General features: G+C 61.5%; 17 protein-coding genes and 2 pseudogenes. 12 read left to right on the top strand and 7 right to left on the bottom strand.

Annotated elements, in window-relative coordinates; genetic code table 11:
• Window positions 1-53: 53 nt before the first annotated feature.
• From pmtA to AC1DXN_RS23515, 3 genes are all read left to right on the top strand, one after another.
• Window positions 54-656 (top strand): phospholipid N-methyltransferase PmtA, encoded by a 603-nt coding sequence (gene pmtA / locus AC1DXN_RS23525; RefSeq protein WP_477276323.1) that lies wholly within the window; start codon window positions 54-56, stop codon window positions 654-656.
• 166 nt (window positions 657-822) lie between these two features.
• Entirely contained in the window at window positions 823-1,098 is a 276-nt protein-coding gene (locus AC1DXN_RS23520; protein WP_477276321.1) for a DUF982 domain-containing protein, read from the top strand.
• Between the two features lie 227 nt (window positions 1,099-1,325).
• Window positions 1,326-1,574, top strand: a complete 249-nt coding sequence (locus AC1DXN_RS23515; protein ID WP_109658928.1) for a DUF982 domain-containing protein — start codon at window positions 1,326-1,328, stop codon at window positions 1,572-1,574.
• Window positions 1,575-1,772: 198 nt separating this feature from the next.
• Here AC1DXN_RS23515 and nadC read toward each other — a convergent pair whose 3' ends face one another.
• The 4 genes from nadC to AC1DXN_RS23495 form a co-directional block, all read right to left on the bottom strand.
• A complete protein-coding gene (gene nadC / locus AC1DXN_RS23510) occupies window positions 1,773-2,627 on the bottom strand; it encodes a carboxylating nicotinate-nucleotide diphosphorylase (protein ID WP_477276681.1) in 855 nt (284 codons plus the stop codon).
• A complete protein-coding gene (locus AC1DXN_RS23505) occupies window positions 2,627-4,162 on the bottom strand; it encodes an L-aspartate oxidase (protein WP_477276319.1) in 1,536 nt (511 codons plus the stop codon). The genes nadC and AC1DXN_RS23505 overlap by 1 nt, the downstream gene beginning before the upstream one ends.
• Window positions 4,159-5,133, bottom strand: a complete 975-nt coding sequence (gene nadA / locus AC1DXN_RS23500) for a quinolinate synthase NadA (protein WP_477276317.1) — start codon at window positions 5,131-5,133, stop codon at window positions 4,159-4,161. Before nadA ends, AC1DXN_RS23505 begins: the two co-directional genes overlap by 4 nt.
• A gap of 67 nt (window positions 5,134-5,200) precedes the next feature.
• The gene (locus AC1DXN_RS23495; protein WP_109658932.1) at window positions 5,201-6,163 is read right to left on the bottom strand and encodes an NUDIX hydrolase; all 963 of its coding nucleotides are present in this window, start codon (window positions 6,161-6,163) and stop codon (window positions 5,201-5,203) included.
• A 695-nt stretch (window positions 6,164-6,858) separates the two neighbouring features.
• On the opposite strand from AC1DXN_RS23495, the gene parS reads away from it, so the two are divergent.
• Together parS and AC1DXN_RS23485 are read left to right on the top strand one after the other, a co-directional pair.
• On the top strand, window positions 6,859-7,287 hold the full coding sequence (parS, locus tag AC1DXN_RS23490; RefSeq protein WP_477276315.1) for a type II RES/Xre toxin-antitoxin system antitoxin: 429 nt from the start codon (window positions 6,859-6,861) through the stop codon (window positions 7,285-7,287).
• A pseudogene (locus tag AC1DXN_RS23485) lies at window positions 7,284-7,792 on the top strand (RES family NAD+ phosphorylase). Before parS ends, AC1DXN_RS23485 begins: the two are co-directional and overlap by 4 nt.
• A 156-nt stretch (window positions 7,793-7,948) precedes the next feature.
• Here AC1DXN_RS23485 and AC1DXN_RS23480 read toward each other — a convergent pair.
• From AC1DXN_RS23480 to AC1DXN_RS23470, 3 genes are all read right to left on the bottom strand, one after another.
• Window positions 7,949-8,194 (bottom strand): hypothetical protein, encoded by a 246-nt coding sequence (locus tag AC1DXN_RS23480; protein WP_477276709.1) that lies wholly within the window; start codon window positions 8,192-8,194, stop codon window positions 7,949-7,951.
• Between the two features lie 8 nt (window positions 8,195-8,202).
• Window positions 8,203-9,054, bottom strand: coding sequence for a TIM barrel protein (locus AC1DXN_RS23475; RefSeq protein WP_245951608.1), 852 nt, complete (start codon window positions 9,052-9,054; stop codon window positions 8,203-8,205).
• A gap of 101 nt (window positions 9,055-9,155) precedes the next feature.
• Window positions 9,156-10,187 carry a LacI family DNA-binding transcriptional regulator gene (locus AC1DXN_RS23470; protein WP_477276312.1) on the bottom strand — a complete coding sequence of 344 codons (1,032 nt, stop codon included), beginning with the start codon at window positions 10,185-10,187 and terminating at the stop codon, window positions 9,156-9,158.
• 39 nt (window positions 10,188-10,226) lie between these two features.
• Between AC1DXN_RS23470 and AC1DXN_RS23465 the strand changes: the two genes are divergently transcribed.
• From AC1DXN_RS23465 to AC1DXN_RS23435, 7 genes and pseudogenes are all read left to right on the top strand, one after another.
• Window positions 10,227-10,364: a hypothetical protein gene (locus tag AC1DXN_RS23465; protein ID WP_477276310.1), complete on the top strand. Its 138-nt coding sequence runs from the start codon at window positions 10,227-10,229 to the stop codon at window positions 10,362-10,364.
• Window positions 10,330-10,872, top strand: coding sequence for a hypothetical protein (locus tag AC1DXN_RS23460; protein WP_477276308.1), 543 nt, complete (start codon window positions 10,330-10,332; stop codon window positions 10,870-10,872). Before AC1DXN_RS23465 ends, AC1DXN_RS23460 begins: the two co-directional genes overlap by 35 nt.
• Window positions 10,873-10,923: 51 nt before the next feature.
• On the top strand, window positions 10,924-11,724 hold the full coding sequence (locus AC1DXN_RS23455) for a 3-methyl-2-oxobutanoate hydroxymethyltransferase (protein ID WP_477276306.1): 801 nt from the start codon (window positions 10,924-10,926) through the stop codon (window positions 11,722-11,724).
• Window positions 11,725-11,754: 30 nt separating this feature from the next.
• Window positions 11,755-12,266: pseudogene (locus tag AC1DXN_RS23450) on the top strand (formyltetrahydrofolate deformylase).
• A 134-nt stretch (window positions 12,267-12,400) separates the two neighbouring features.
• Window positions 12,401-13,342: a sugar ABC transporter substrate-binding protein gene (locus tag AC1DXN_RS23445; RefSeq protein WP_477276304.1), complete on the top strand. Its 942-nt coding sequence runs from the start codon at window positions 12,401-12,403 to the stop codon at window positions 13,340-13,342.
• A 77-nt stretch (window positions 13,343-13,419) separates the two neighbouring features.
• Window positions 13,420-14,958: a sugar ABC transporter ATP-binding protein gene (locus AC1DXN_RS23440; protein WP_477421677.1), complete on the top strand. Its 1,539-nt coding sequence runs from the start codon at window positions 13,420-13,422 to the stop codon at window positions 14,956-14,958.
• Between the two features lie 29 nt (window positions 14,959-14,987).
• Window positions 14,988-16,016 (top strand): ABC transporter permease, encoded by a 1,029-nt coding sequence (locus AC1DXN_RS23435; RefSeq protein ID WP_477276300.1) that lies wholly within the window; start codon window positions 14,988-14,990, stop codon window positions 16,014-16,016.
• Window positions 16,017-16,081: the final 65 nt, after the last annotated feature.

Here is a 16,081-nt window from a genome sequence, read left to right as displayed (position 1 = left end):
ACTTGTACAAACGTTCCGTCGTCAACGCGACCCAGGAATAGCCTGAGCAGGGAATGGATATGGTCTTTCGGTTGAAACAGCGCATCGGCAGGAAATTCGAAGAAGAGATTCAATTCTTCAGGGGCTGGCAAAAGGATAAGAAAAGAGTGGGCGCGCTCATGCCAACGTCCGCTCATGCCGCGCGCCGCATGGCAAGTGTGATTAATCCGGCGTCCGGCATGCCAGTTCTTGAACTCGGTGCAGGAACCGGCGTCATCACCAAGGCCATCCTGGAAAGAGGCATCGAGCCGCAGCAGCTGATTTCGGTCGAATATTCCAAGGATTTTTATGATCGACTGACGCGACGCTTTCCGGACGTGGATTTTCGTTTGGGCGATGCATTTGCGCTGGGTGATCTCCTGGCGGAGCGGTCCCGCGAACAGTTCGACTGTGTTATAAGCGCCGTGCCACTGTTGAGTTTTCCAATGGAGCAACGCGTGGCCTTGCTCGAGGATTTGCTGGCCCGAATTCCTGCTGGAAGACCCGTGATGCAAATCACCTATGGGCCCTTGTCACCAGTGATCAAAATGCCCGACCGCTACATCGTCTCTCATTATGATTTCGTCGTCCGCAACATTCCGCCTGCACAGCTGTGGACCTACACACGGGCGTTCTGACGACGCGGGGAAGAAGGGATTTTTTGCAAGACGGGCTGAAGCGGCAAATGCCAGCGCCAGCGAGCTTGTCACAGAGTTTGTTCTCTTGAATCATGGCAGCTGGCCGGGTGGCTCTCCACGGGGTACGGCTTTCCGAAACGAGGGCTGAGTGTATGGGGAGGCACGAATGAACGTTGAGGTTTTCAGCAGCCCCATTTTCGTGAAGCGAGCGACCTATCTGGTGCAAGAGATTGCCAGTCTTGCGGACGCTATCGACTTTCTCGATGGGTGGCCGGAAGATCGCAGGGACCAGGCCCATGAAACCGCCCTTCGGGCATGCCATGACGCCTATGGTGGGCATGCATCGGTAAGCGCTGCCTGCAATGCCCTTGTCGGCTTTGCGAAGCGAGCCTCGGTATTGGAGGATCCAACCGCCGCTATGCAATGGATTGCTGCAATGTAAAACAGGCAGTGGATAAATGTAGGCGTAGGCTTTCATGAAGTATGCGATACCACCAGAGGCGTCATTGAGTTCTATAGCGGGCCACATCCCACACTAGCAAACATGAGCGAGACAGCGCAGATCGTGATCGCCTGGGCAGCGATCACGTTTGGGCGGGACCCGGCCGAAATTTCGGCTGCAGACATCAGTGCGGGCAAAGGCCTGTCGCCAGCGCTGGAGGGGGAGTGATGATGGGCTTGAACAGATTTGAGAGGCCAGTCGTTGTCCAGGTCAGCCGTCATGGCGCGGAGCGTATTGTGGTCGACGTCAATGATGCGGCCACTATCCTGCTGCGGGATCTCCATCGTCAGACCGAGAAGCGCAAGGTGGCAATGGACGCCTGTCTGCAGGTGTTGCGAGGTGAGGCCCATCCACCGGCCGCTCGGCGGGCTTTTGTCGCAGCTGCGCTCGAAGCAAAGATTCTACGCAGCGATTGAAGGCCAGGGCGGCCGCCAAAAGGGCAGATTTGGGATGGGCGATTTTTGATCACCCATAGATAGCTGCTGTTTGAGCCATGCAGCCGACGAGAAAGGTGGTGGATATTCTTTCGAGAGCGGATCCTTAAAGCGTAGCTTGCGCATTCCGCCCGCCCGGAGTGGAAAAATCTCGCAGACAGGCGGCGTCAGGCTCGACGTTCAAGGCTCACGACAGTCGAGCCCGATATCAAGGATTGGTGCGCTATGGGTCAACCAACCGATGGAAATCAGATCAACGCCTGTCGCAGCCACGGCCGGTGCCGTCGTCAGGGTTATCCTACCCGACGCCTCGGTGACCGCCCGGCCGGCAACCATAGCCACCGCCTGACGTAGCTCGTCGAGCGACATATTGTCGAGCAGCACGGCGTCTGGGGCGAGGGCCAGGACCACTTCCAACTGGGCCAGCGTATCGACCTCGACTTCGATCTTGACGAGATGGCCGACGCTCATTCTGGCCCGCTCGATGGCCGGGCGAATTCCACCGGCGATGGCGATGTGGTTGTCCTTGATCAGGATGGCATCGTCGAGGCCGAAGCGGTGGTTGGAGCCACCACCGGCGCGCACGGCGTATTTTTCGATCGCCCGCAAACCAGGTGTCGTCTTGCGCGTGCAGACGATCCTTGCGCCGTGGCCGCGGACCGCCGCGACGACCGATGCCGTCGCCGTGGCGATGCCGCTCAGATGACAGAGAAAATTGAGCGCCGTCCGCTCCGCGGTAAGAATGGCCCGGGCCGGACCGCTCACCGAGGCAATAATCTCGCCTTGCGCGACGTCGCTGCCGTCCGGCCGATGTACGGTCATTTCGACTTTCGGATCGATCAACTTGAAGCCAAGCATTGCCAGATCGAGACCGGCGACGGTTCCGGCCTGGCGCGCTGTCAGCAGGGTTGTCGCACGATGGTCTTTCGGTATGACGGCATCCGTGGTCAAGTCACCGGCCCTGCCAAGGTCTTCGAGCAGAGCTGCCCGAACCAGAGGTTCGAGCATGATTGCCGGAAGCGGCGAGAGGTTCATCATGGGACATCTTCCAGCAGGGATTCGAGTTCTCGCGCTGCCACAAGGGCGGCTTCGAGCGTGATTTCGGAGCGCTGGGCAACAGTCGCATGATGCGGAAAGTCCGTCCGGAAATGAGCCCCACGGCTTTCCCGGCGCCGCAAGGCGGCAATCGCGATTATCAGCCCGACGGCGGCGGGATCGGATGCCGCATCGTGCCGCTGCGACAGCGGCAGCAAGGCCTGTGCAGCTTCTTTCAACCCTTCGCCATCTCTTGTGACGCCGAGGGCACGCGACAGGAGAGGGCGCACAGGTCCTGGATCTGGCGCGGGTAGGTGAGGTACCATGGCTAGCTTTCCGCCGCCGTCAGGCGAACCGGCTACACTCTCGGCGGCCCAGCGCGCGCAGGCGACGGCCTCGGTCAGCGAGTTGCTGGCGAGCCGGTTGGCGCCGTGCAACCCGGTCGAGGCGACTTCGCCGCAAGCCCAAAGTCCCGGAACAGAAGTGTGCCCGTCCCGATCCACGGCGACGCCACCCATGTGATAGTGCTGGGCAGGGCGAATGGGAATGAGATCACGCGTCGGATCGATGCCGGCCCTGGCGCAGGCCGATGCAATCGTCGGGAACTGGCGCGCGAATGCCGAGCCGGGCTTTTCCCGCACATCGAGAAAGACGCCATGGCCGTTTGCCAGGTGCCTCCAGACGGCGCGCGCGACGATGTCACGTGGTGCGAGTTCCGCGCCTTGCAAGCCGTCGAGGAAACGTCGGCCCGTCTCGTCGACGATCACAGCGCCTTCGCCGCGAACCGCCTCGCTGATGAGCGTCATGGGGCGGTTCGATCCATCGAACGCGGTCGGGTGGAACTGGATGAATTCCATATCGGCAAGGACAGCCCCCGCGCGGGCCGCGAGCGCCAAGCCCTGTCCGCAACTGCCCAGAGGATTGGTGCTGTCGACAAACAACCCGCCGATCCCGCCGGTGGCGAGGACGGCCCGTCCCGTGGTGAAGAACGCTGGGCCTTTCGGACCGCTCGCCAGAACACCGGCGATCTTGCCGTCCACCACGGCGAGCCGGCGCGCTTCGAACCCCTCGACGACCTCTATTGTCGGCGTCGAACGGATGGCCGCGACCAAGGCACGCATGATTTCGCGCCCGCTGCCGTCGCCGCCGGCATGAACGATGCGGCGCCGGCTGTGCGCGGCCTCCAGTCCGAGACGCACCGTCCCATCCGGCATGCGGTCGAAGCGGACCCCGAAGCCCGCCAATGTCTCGATCGCGCCCGGCGCCGCATTGAGGATCCGGCTCGCCATCTCCCTGTCGCAAAGGCCATCGCCTGCGGCGAGCGTGTCGGCAAGGTGGAGTGCTGGATCGTCGTCGTCGCCGAGGCTTGCGGCGAGGCCGCCCTGTGCCCAGGTGCTGGAGGCGTCAGCACCCAATGGCGTCCTGGACAGGAGAAGCACCGGCTCGGGCGCCAGATGCAGCGCGGTCATCAGCCCGGCTATGCCGCCGCCGATGATCACCGGCCGGCCGGCGAGATGGTGGACGTCCATGCTCATACGGCCAGCATCCGCTCGACGGCCAGCCGCGCGCGACCGGCGATTTCGGGTGCGATGGTCACGACATGGCGGTTCTGCTCGAGCGCCGTACGGATGTTGGCGAGCGTTATCCGCTTCATGTGCGGGCATAGATTGCAGGGTCGGATGAACTCGACCTCGGGATGCTCGACCGCGACGTTGTCGCTCATCGAGCACTCGGTCATCAGCACGACGCGAGGCGGCTTTTGCCTTCCGACATAATCTGACATGGCGGCCGTCGAACCGGAGAAATCAGCTTCCGCGACGACTTCCGGCGGGCATTCGGGATGCGCCAGCACCGTGACCCCCGGATGATCCTCGCGCAACTGGCGGATGTCGGCGGGCGTAAAACGCTCATGCACCTCGCAATGCCCCTTCCAGGCGATGATCTCCACCTCGGTCTGGGCGGCGATGTTCTGGGCCAGATATTCGTCGGGCAGCATGATCACCCGGGGAACACCTAGGGACTCGACGACGGCCTTGGCGTTGCCGGAGGTACAGCAGATGTCGGACTCGGCTTTCACTTCGGCCGATGTGTTGACGTAAGTGACGACCGGCACGCCTGGGTAGCCTTGCCGCAGCAGTCGGATGTCCGCGGCGGTGATCGAATCCGCCAGCGAACAGCCCGCGCGCAAGTCGGGGATGAGTATCGTCTTCTGCGGGTTGAGCAGCTTCGCCGTCTCGGCCATGAAGTGGACGCCGGCCAGCACGATGACGTCCGCGTCGGCCGTCATTGCCTTGCGGGCCAGCGCCAGGCTGTCACCGACGATGTCGGCGACACAGTGGAAGATCTCCGGTGTCTGGTAGTTGTGCGCCAGGATGACGGCGTTTCGCTGCCGCTTCAGATCAAGGATGGCCTCGATATCGCCAGCGAAGGCTGGCCACTCGATGGCCGGGATGACTCGCCGCACTCGGTCGTAGAGCTCGGTCGTGCGCGTTGAGGCGTTGAACATGTCTTACCTTCATTATGCTCGTATTGAGTATAATAGAGGTATATGCTTAACTTGAGCATATTGAATGTCAAGCGCGTGAAAGTGGCAATTTCGTCCCTGCGACAGTTCGTTCCGCCTGAACCGTTTGGCGGAAGCGGAAGCGTTTGGCCGGAGGCCCTCGTGTTTCAGACACGGTCTCGCCTGTTTCCTCGACCAGATCCTGCTGTTCGATGAGACGCCGGAAATTCTGCTTGTGCACGAGCCGGCCAGCGAGCGCCTCAACGGTGCGCTGCAACTGCAGCAGCGTGAATGCCGGCGGCATCAGTTCGAACACGACGGGTCGGTACTTGATCTTGGTCCGCAATCTGGCGATCCCGGTCGCCAGAATGCGGCGATGGTCGGCGATCATCGACCGGCCAGCAATGGACAGCGGATTGCCTTTGTCCCAACTGCGCGTGGCCTCGGCCACCAACGCGGCTTCATAGAGCAGTTCGTATCGCTGCAGGGCGAGTTCCTCGTTCCAGCCACGGTCATCCAGGCCAAAGGCGAATTCCACGCGCAGACCGCGATCGCGGCGGATGTTCGGGTCTTCTGCCTCTTCAGCCCAAGCCAAAAGTCCTGGCACGACGGTATCAGGCAGTATAGCCGGTACGCCGGCACGGTGATCTTCCCACGGAAAATAGTCGTACCAGCTCCGCCAACCGTGCGCCGACCTGTCGGACTGCTCTTCGCGCGCAAGGCCGAGATAGCTGATCGAAATCTGCACGCGCTCGTCGGCGGTTCGGTCGCGGTCGGCAAACGTATAGAGCTGTTCGATATAACCGAGCGGGTGACCGGTCTGGCGCTCTACCCACGCCCTCAGACCGGACTGGAGGGATCGATGGCCAAGTTCAAAGGGACCGGACGGCAAGGCTTGGGCCTCCCCGATGGTCAAGACGCGCGGCTCGCCGTCGGTCACGGCTATCACTACGGCGATCAGGTCGGCATCAACAACGTGGCGTTGGCCGTTTCTACCAGCTGATCTCCTGGCCTGTGTTGATTTGACTTCCATAGGCTTTGACTGATTTCCGGAGAATGAGGAACCCGATCTGGGCAACCCGGGCGAAAGTGAGCTGCAGGTCTCCGCTCGTCAACGCTCCCCAGGACGGTGCAATCGATAACCTCATGGTCTTTGCCCTCCGCAACTTCACAAATCTATGCCAAATGCGACAGCTAGCGCGAGGAAACGCTCGGGCGCCACGAGTGTGGTTGGATGGCTTCTGCTTGTTGCAGCGGGCGCGAGCCATACTTCGGTCCATGCCACTGACACGCAGCGCGGCGATGCACTGCGCGCGCAACTGCCGCGACATCCCGTTCGTCCAACCACTGTGGCGTCACGCAGGAGCCGACCCAGAGATCACTTGTGTGCCACCTGGCGCGGGGCAGCGCTTTTGGAGCCTAGGTCAAACGTTTCTCAGCGACAGAACCCTCTCGAGCACCGTCTGTCCGTCGGCGTCAGGCCCTGCTTTTGCCCATTAAGACCCGGTTCGATCGGACAGCGACGGCCGCCGTCTTTCTCTCCGCAGAACAATGCCTCGTCTGCCCCGGTTGTTTTCGGGGCAGGTGCTCGGTCTTCAAGATCAATTCACACGCGCTGGAAATCATGCGACAGCCGTCGTATCTTAGGCGACACGTGACACAGAAGGTGCGCATGACAGCCACAGCAGACAAGGCCCCTATGGAAGCGGAGGCAGTGATCTCCAGAGGGTGGAGGCACTGCTCGGCGGATATCGGGTCTTGTCGCGTCGATTGACCAGTGCCCTTGATGCGCATGAACTGCTTCTACTCGGCCTGCCGGCCTCGGCGCTAAATCACCTCGTCGGACAACTGGTCTTCATCAACAAGACGGCGTCGCTCGAAAAGGCCGTTGGTATGAGCCTACGAACCTGGCAGCGCCGCAAAGACGCTCCCTCCAAGCCTCTTAGCCAGGAGCAGAGCGGACGGACTTGGAAATTCGCAGAGATCCTGGCGAAGGCGACGGATGTGCTCGGCACGCAGGCCGAAGCTGAACAATGGTTGGAGCGCCCGGCGATCGGTCTTGACCAGCGCCGTCCGATCGATCTGCTGGGCACTCCCGCCGGCGTGGAACTGGTCGAAGACTATCTGGAGCGGCTTGCATACGGCGTCTATGCATGACGCCCCTGCCGATGGCGCTCGGAGGGACGGAACTCATTGCGTGGCGGCTCGACCAGGCCGTCCATGCCGCGACATGGAATAGCGGCGAGGGTGCCTATCGGGTCGGCGACCGCTGGAACAGCAAGGGCGTATGAGCTGTGTACTGCTCGGTCGATCCCGCCACGGCCATCCTTGAGGTCGCCGTGCATAAGGGTTTTCGCGCCCTCGACACAGTTGCCCACACATTAACAGCCGCTGTCCTCAGCGATCCATCGGCTATCCATGTCGTCGATCCTGCAAGCGTGCCCAATCCGAACTGGCTGCGCCCCGGCATACCAAGCGCGGGTCAGCAGGCATTCGGGGATGACCTCCTGATGAAACATCCCATCATAGCTATGCCAAGCGCGGTCTCTTCATATAGCTGGAACATCATCTTCGTGGCGAGCGTAGCGGCATCTTCCTACACGCTTAAGTTCAGGAAGCTTTTGCCCTCGACACAAGGCTGGATCCCCCGGTCAGCAAATAACATAGGGGTGGGTGCAATCTTCACAGGCCTCCCGCCCGACCAGTTGGTGAAGCTAGGTACGGGCTCATTTTGAGCATGTCGTGTCCCCGCTACATTACAGGCGCGCAGCAGGGCGTCACCAGCACACGGTAATCTGCCTGGTTTTGTTGCAACCGCTCAAGGAAGCGCAGAGAGGTCTGACGCAAGGCCATCACGCGGCAACGATTTTGAACCGGACGGGGATGGATCCGGATTGAAGGCGAAACTCACCTGTTGCTTGCGCATCATGTGAACCATTTCGATGCCGTTTAGGATGATTGCGGCTGCACGCAAGGCAGGATCAACGACCGGTCGAATTGGCGGCCCTTGAACGTCCAATCCTTCGAAAATGTCGCCATAGCGCTGGTAGTCAAAACGTTGCAACACATCGCTTACAGCCGGGCTCGAATGAAAGCGATGCTGTTGGCGAGCGCGCGTGCGGGGTCATCGAGTTCATGGACGGCCGGCGAGAATGGCTCGAAGGAGAGGGGGCCGGCGTAGCCCGCGCTTTGCAATGCACGAATCTGGCCGATATTGTCGAGTCGGTCTTTCTCATCCACCAGCACGCGATGCGGGTCGCGCATGTCGTCGATCCCCACTTCCTTATCGGCGACACCCGATATGTGGACGAGGCCGGTCATCTCCGCAAACAGCGCCGGCTCTCCAGCGAGGAAATGATGAAATGTGTCGTGCACCAGCCCGAAGGCGCCCACGCCATCGATGTCCGCGATGGCGTCTGCCGCCTCTCGTTTGGAGCGCAGGGAGCAGATGGCGAAGCCCAGCGGCTCGACCAGGCCAACCACGCCGCGGTCACTCAGGATCGGCTTCAGGCCGCGAAGGGCAGTCCTTGCGTTCTTCTGACGTTCCCCGTCCGCCCGTCCCGAGCCATCGTTGACCGGAACGAGGACCAGCGCTGCCGCGCCTGCGGCCTGCGCATAGTCGGCGAGGGCGATCGCCTCGGCCTCGCGGGCCGGCGTCCATTCGTTGAAGCGCTGCAGCGCGTTGATGCTGATCAGGGACACTCCCGCATTGCGGGCTTGACTGCCGATTTCGACCGCGGGCGTGCCGTCCATGATGGCGTTGCCTGCAAGATCGTTGCGGATTTCCGCCTGCGCCACACCCACCTTGCGGCAGAGCGCGAAGAACGCGTCCGAGCGCAGCGAGGGCGCTACCATATGGTTGAGTGCGAACGACGGCAATCGAGCAACTGGCATCCGATATTCCCTCCCGTTGATGCCGGTCATTTCCCCGGCGCGGCTGCCGATCCCATCATCTGGCGGCAGGATACAGTCAACTCGTCGTGATGAGTTTCTATCATCCATGATAGATTCTATTGCAGAGGCGCCTAGATATTTTCTGGCACGTGGATGTCGAAGGGCAGGAAGGTCTGTCCCGGGGCGTTGGCGGCGCCGTCCTTGATGGCATGCGCCATGAGATTGACGAGATCGCTGCTCAGCCGCGCCAGTGGCGTTGCGAACACCATGGTGATGATGTTGTTGGCGAGTGCGGCGCGTGACTCCGGCGTTATCTCGTTGCAGATCAAGACTGGGGGATGGGCAGGCATGGCCGTTCTCAACGCAGTGATAGCGCCTTCCATGCCGCCGCCAGCTACATAGCATCCGACGAGATCGGGATGCCTCTCGAGCAGGTCGAGCATCGCATGGTGGGTTAGATCGGCCGTTTCGAGATTGACCAGCGTCTCAAGCACAGTGAATTCCGGTGCGTGCTCCCGGAAATAGGCGCGCACGCCGATCTCGCGTAGCTCTTGGCCGTGAAAGCGGTGACTGCCGACAAACACCGCGACCTTGCCAGGCCGGCTGGCGCACTGCGCGATCATCCACGCGGCGGTGCGTCCTACCTTGCGGTTGTTGAGGCCGACATAGCCTTCGCGAACGCCTGGAGCGAAATCCGACAGAAGCGAAAACACCGGAATACCGCGGGCTTTCAAGCTCTCCACGGCGACCGTGATCGTCGGATGATCGGGGCTAACCAATGCAATGGCATTCGTTCTTGCTGCCAGTTTCTCCAGATGGACGACGATGTCCTCGGGAGCCTGGCTCGACCAGAAATCGACAACCGGAATTCCGCGGAACCGCGGCGCATTGGTCGCCGCGGCCTCCAATTCGCGCGCGAACTCCTGGTAGAAATGCTGCTCGGGCTTCTGCAGAAGAAAGCCCAGCCGGTATTCCGGGAGATCTTGGCGGATCCGCTGCTTGATCAGGGTCGCGGCGTGGTAGCCGATGGCGGTCGCCGCCTCATAGACCCGCTGCGCTGTCTCCTCGCGCACCGGCAAGCGGTTGTTCAAAACCCTGTCGACCGTCGCCACGCTGACCCCCGATGCCCGGGCCAAATCCGAAACCGTTGGGCGCTTGGTCAAGGCAGTCTCCTTTTGAGGATTTCCAAGGAATGATAGTAGATGATAGAAAAAATGCAAGTGCTGTTGATGGAAATGAGTGAATTTGGTAGTTCTCTTTCAGGAAAGCTTGTCAGTCTTGGTTCCAGCCTTGAAAAGGAAGGTCATGATCAGCGCAGCCGCCGCAGCCGAAGACTATAGGCCGACGAAACGAGACTGCATTCTGATAGGGCGCGAAGCGCAGCGCGCCGGTGAGCATCACAAGGTCCCGATGGGGTCGTGCCATACGCTGCCGAAGCTGAACTGTCTGATCAAACGCGACCAGCCGTCGCCGTCGGTCCCGACCGGCTGCCGCGAAATAATACCGGCCTTCCTGCGCCAGTGGCGCAACGAAGACTGCTTCATCAAACGCGATCTGCCGCCGATGGCGCCGCAGTATCGCGAACAGTTCCACCCCGAAACCAACGTTGCCTCGGACCACCAGCCTCCCAAGGCTACGGAGGCGGCGGTCCGCCGCCGCCTCCGAACGTCGACCCAGACAAGATCCGCGCTGACGAAGGTGACCGATTGGATCGAGACCTGCGGCGCAGGCGCCGGACTGACATCTGCCTTCGGCGAACGGCATCGACCCCGGCCACGCCGTGGCCCGCGACATTCGCCTGGCATCAGGCAGGCGGCCGGGCCTTCGGAACTGACTTCGCTCTCGTGAAAACGAAGGCGTTGCTGGCGGCATGATTACGCAAAATGGGAGGGGCAGCCGATGAGCAGGAAGAGACCGACAGTAGCGGATATCCGCGCCATGAAAGGCAAGTACCAGTTCACGATGATCCGCGTGGAGACGCTGGAAGAGTTGGAGGCTGCGGAGAAAGCCGGCGTCGACATGGTCTCGGTGCCGCCGCAGATGATGGTTCTTCCCCATTTCCGCGAGGTTGCGCCAAGCCTGTTTGCGGTGCCGGGCGTCAATTTCTTCGAAGTCGGCACGGCGGACGATTTTGTGCGCTGGGCTTTCGCGCTCTACAAGGCGAGCGCCGACGCCGTCTATTGCAGCGCCAGCCTGGCCACCGTGAAGCGGCTCGCTGACGAAGCCATACCTGTAATCGGCCATGTCGGGCTGATCCCGTCGCGGGCCACCTGGACAGGCGGCTTCAAGGCGGTCGGCAAGTCGGCCGAAAGCGCTCTCAAAATATTCGACGCGGTCAAGGCATACGAAGCGGCCGGCGCGTTCGGCGCCGAAATCGAGGTCGTGCCGGCCGAGGTCGCGGCCGCCATCAGCGAACGCACGTCCCTGTTCATGGTTTCCATGGGTGCTGGAACCGGCTGCGATTGCCAATATCTTTTCGGCGACGACCTGTTGGGCCAAAATCGCGGCCACGTGCCAAGGCACGCCAAGGCCTATCGCAACTTCGCAGCCGAGTTAGACCGCCTGCAGCGCGAGCGCATCGCGGCGTTCTCCGAGTTCGCCGCCGACGTGCGCAGCGGCATCTACCCCGAGCAGCGCCACGTCGTCGGTATCGACGCGGGCGAACTGCGCCGCTTCCTCGATGGCCTGCCTGTCTCATGAACGCTCGTTGCGCACCACAGCGATCACACCGTGGYGGACAAGATCCACGTACTGAGCCTTTCGTGCGACGACCACCCCGGCATCGTGGCCGGCGTCACCACCGAACTTGCGGCGATGGGCACCAACATTGCCCAGCGCAACCAGTTCTGGAGCGCCAGACAAGCCGCTTCTTGCGGATCGCCGTCGCGGCACCGACCTATGCGGTCAAGGACGATATCGAAGCGGCGCCGAAATCGCCTATCGAGCGCTTCGCCATGAAGGCCACGCTCGTAGATCGTCGTCATGGTTTCGAAGTTCGACCAGGCACTCCTGCACATCCTCTCCCAGATCAAGGTCGGATGGCTGAACGCCGAGGTTGTGGCATCGACCAGGAGACCCAACGCGTGACGCATTCGATGAGCGAGCAAGATTTCGTGGCGGTCGGCCGCGACATCGAAAGCAGGGTGCTCGCGCGTGCGGTCAAGCTGCATCTGGAGACCCGCGTCATGCTCAACGGCCACAAGACGATCGTCTTCCAACATTGGAGGCGCGGACGCGGGTGAACATGGAATTCGTAACGGCAAAACTGCCACCGAGGCCTTGGCGCTGAGGCACTTGCCGTTTCGATACGACCCCCGAACCGGGGGAGTTCCGGGAGGATCGGGCGCACCGGACGCCTTAAAATGGAGGAACTGACATGAAGAAACTGATTCTGGGCGCCGCAATCTCGGCGCTGATGACAACCTCGGCACTGGCCGAGAACATCGGCGTGTCGATGGCGCAGTTCGACGACAACTTCCTCACCGTTCTGCGCAACGGCATGATCGATTATGCCAAGACGCTTAATGGCGTGACGCTACAGGTCGAGGACGCACAAAACGACGTCGCCAAGCAGCAGAGCCAAATCCAGAACTTCATCGCTTCGGGGGTAAGCGCGATCATTGTCAATCCGGTGGACACGGACGCGACAACCGCGATGTCGAAGATCGCGGCCGATGCTGGTATTCCTCTGGTCTATGTCAACCGCCAACCGGTCAACGTCGACAAACTGCCGGAGAAGCAAGCGTTCGTCGCGTCGAACGAGGTCGAGTCGGGCACTTTGGAAACGAAGGAAATCTGCCGCCTGCTCAAGGAAGCCGGCAAGACCGAAGCCAAAATCGTGGTGATGATGGGCGAACTGTCGAACCAGGCGGCCCGCCAGCGCACGCAGGACGTCCACGACGTGATCGCGACGCCGGAATGCTCGTTCATGAAGATCGTCGAGGAGCAGACCGCCAACTGGTCGCGCACCCAGGGCACCGACCTTGTCAGCAACTGGCTGTCGGCTGGCATCCAGTTCGACGCCGTCGTCGCCAACAATGACGAGATGGCGATCGGCGCCATCCAGGCGATGAAGGCGGCCGGCATCGACATGAAGTCGATGCTGGTCGGCGGGGTCGACGCAACCGGAGATGCGCTCGCCTCAATGGCTGCCGGCGACCTCGACGTCACCGTGTTCCAAAACGCCGCCGGCCAGGGCGTTGGTTCGGTCGATGCGGCGCTGAAGCTCGCCAAGGGCGAGAAGGTCGACCAGAAGGTCTTCGTGCCGTTCGAGCTGGTGACGCCGGCCAATCTGGCGACCTTCCAGAGCAAGAACTGATCTTTCTTGGCCAACGCTAGCTGGGCGCGCATCCGCGCGCCCAGTCGAAAATCACCCCCAAGGAGGAGAAGCACGCCATGAGCAGTGCATCGACACCGGCCGCCGCCCGCGACAGGGCTTCGGCCGCAGGTTCCGAATATCTGTTGACCATCGAGAACGCCCGCAAGGAATTTCCCGGCGTCGTTGCACTGGACGACGTGTCGTTCAGGCTGCGGCCCGGAACGGTTCATGCGCTGATGGGCGAGAACGGCGCGGGCAAGTCAACGCTGATGAAGATCATCGCCGGCATCTATCATCCCGACCGCGGTGAGCTGCATCTGCGCGGCAAGCCTATCCAGTTGAAGTCGCCGCTGGATGCACTCGAGAACGGCATCGCCATGATCCATCAGGAACTGAACCTGATGCCCTACATGACGGTGGCGGAGAACATCTGGATCAGGCGCGAGCCACTGAATCGCTTCGGCCTCGTCGATCATGCCACAATGAACAAGATGACGGCGGATCTGTTCCGGCGGCTCAATATCAACATCCATCCGCAGGTGCAGGTGCGCGATCTCACCGTCGCCAACCGGCAGATGGTCGAGATCGCCAAGGCCGTCTCCTACGAATCTGACGTGCTGATTATGGACGAACCGACATCGGCCCTGACCGAGCGCGAGGTCTCCCACCTGTTCACCATCATCCGCGACCTGAAAGCGCAAGGCAAAGGCATTATCTACATCACCCACAAGATGAACGAGCTGTTCGAGATCRCCGACGAGTTCTCGGTGTTCCGCGACGGCCGCTACATCGGCACGCACCTTTCGAGTGATGTGACCCGTGACGACATCATCCGCATGATGGTCGGGYGCGAGATCACACAGATGTTTCCGAAGGAGGAAGTCCCGATCGGCGAGGTCGTGCTGTCGGTGAAGAACCTGACGCTTTCCGGGGTCTTTACCGACGTCTCCTTCGATATCCGCGCCGGCGAAATCCTGGGCGTCGCCGGGCTGGTGGGTTCGGGCCGCTCCAACGTCGCCGAAGCGATCTTCGGTGTGACGCCGGCGAGTTCGGGCTCCATAGAGATCCACGGCAAGCCGGTGACCATCTCGTCGCCGAACGTCGCTATTCGTCACCGCATGGCGCTGCTGACCGAGGACCGCAAGGAAACCGGTTGCCTGCTCATCCTCGATATCCTCGAGAACATGCAGATCGCCGTGCTGCAGCAAGACTACGTGTCACGCGGCTTCGTGGCCGAAAAGGGCATCACCAGCGCCTGCACGCTGATGAGCGAAACGCTGCGCGTCAAAACGCCAAATCTCGCGCAACGCATCGAAAACCTGTCCGGCGGCAACCAGCAGAAGGTGCTGATTGGGCGCTGGCTCCTGACCAAGCCGAGGATTCTCATCCTCGACGAGCCGACGCGCGGCATCGACGTTGGGGCCAAGGCCGAAATACATCGCTTGGTCACGGAACTCGCGCGCGATGGCGTGGCGGTGATGATGATCTCGTCGGAAATGCCCGAGGTGCTCGGCATGAGTGACCGCATCCTGGTCATGCACGAAGGACACGTCACGGGGATTCTCGATCGGGCAGAGGCGACACAGGTCAAGATCATGGAACTGGCTTCGAAATAGGACCCAAACACAACTAGGGAGGATACAACATGTCAACGAACAGCACATTGCCGGGACCCGCCGTTTTCACTGGGATCGGGGCCAACAGGCGCCGACTGCCGGTCGAAGCGAACATCCTTCTCATCTTGCTTGGAATTGCACTGGTGTTCGAACTGCTCGGCTGGATCTTCGTCGGCCAGAGCTTCCTGATGAATGCGCAACGCCTGAAGATCATGATCCTGCAGGTCTCGGTCATCGGCATCATTGCGGTGGGCGTCACCCAAGTCATCATCACCGGCGGCATCGACCTGTCGTCGGGTTCCATGGTTGGCCTGACTGCTATGATCGCGGCCAGCCTGGCGCAATCGTCGGCCTGGACCAAAGCACTCTATCCCTCGCTCACCGACTTGCCGGTTGTCATCCCGATCCTGGTCGGACTGGCAGTCGGCCTGCTCGCTGGCGTGTTCAACGGAGCGCTGATCGCCTACACCAAGATCCCGCCCTTCATCGCGACGCTGGGCACGATGGTGTCCGCGCGGGGCTTGTGCAAGTGGTACACCAAGGGTCAACCGGTGTCGGGGCTGACCGACCAGTTCACCTTCATCGGCTCGGGCATCTGGCCGGTGGTGGTTTTTCTGGTGGTCGCCGTGATCTTCCACGTGGCGCTGCGCTATACGCGCTATGGCAAGTTCACCTACGCCATCGGCGCCAATGTGCAGGCCGCACGTGTCTCCGGCATCGACGTCGAGCGCCACCTGATCAAAGTCTATGCCGTCGCCGGTCTGCTCGCGGGCGTCGCCGGCATCGTCACCGCATCGCGCGCGCAAACTGCGCAGGCCGGAATGGGTGTGATGTACGAACTTGACGCGATTGCCGCGGCGGTGATCGGCGGCACCTCGCTGACCGGCGGCGTCGGCCGCATCACGGGCACGGTGATCGGCACGATCATCCTCGGCACGATGATGTCGGGCTTCACCTTCCTGCGCGTCGATGCTTTCTATCAGGAGATCATCAAGGGCCTGATCATTATCGCCGCCGTGATTGCCGACGTCTATCGCCAGAAGAGCCGCAAGACCTGATGCAGGAGGCTGCGCAGCCGCGGCTGCGCAGCCGCCGCCCGTTTCTCATTGTGGCGAGGAGAGTT

The organism is Mesorhizobium sp. P2_H9, assembly GCF_056403215.1.
This window is presented reverse-complemented; position numbering and strand designations above follow the sequence as displayed.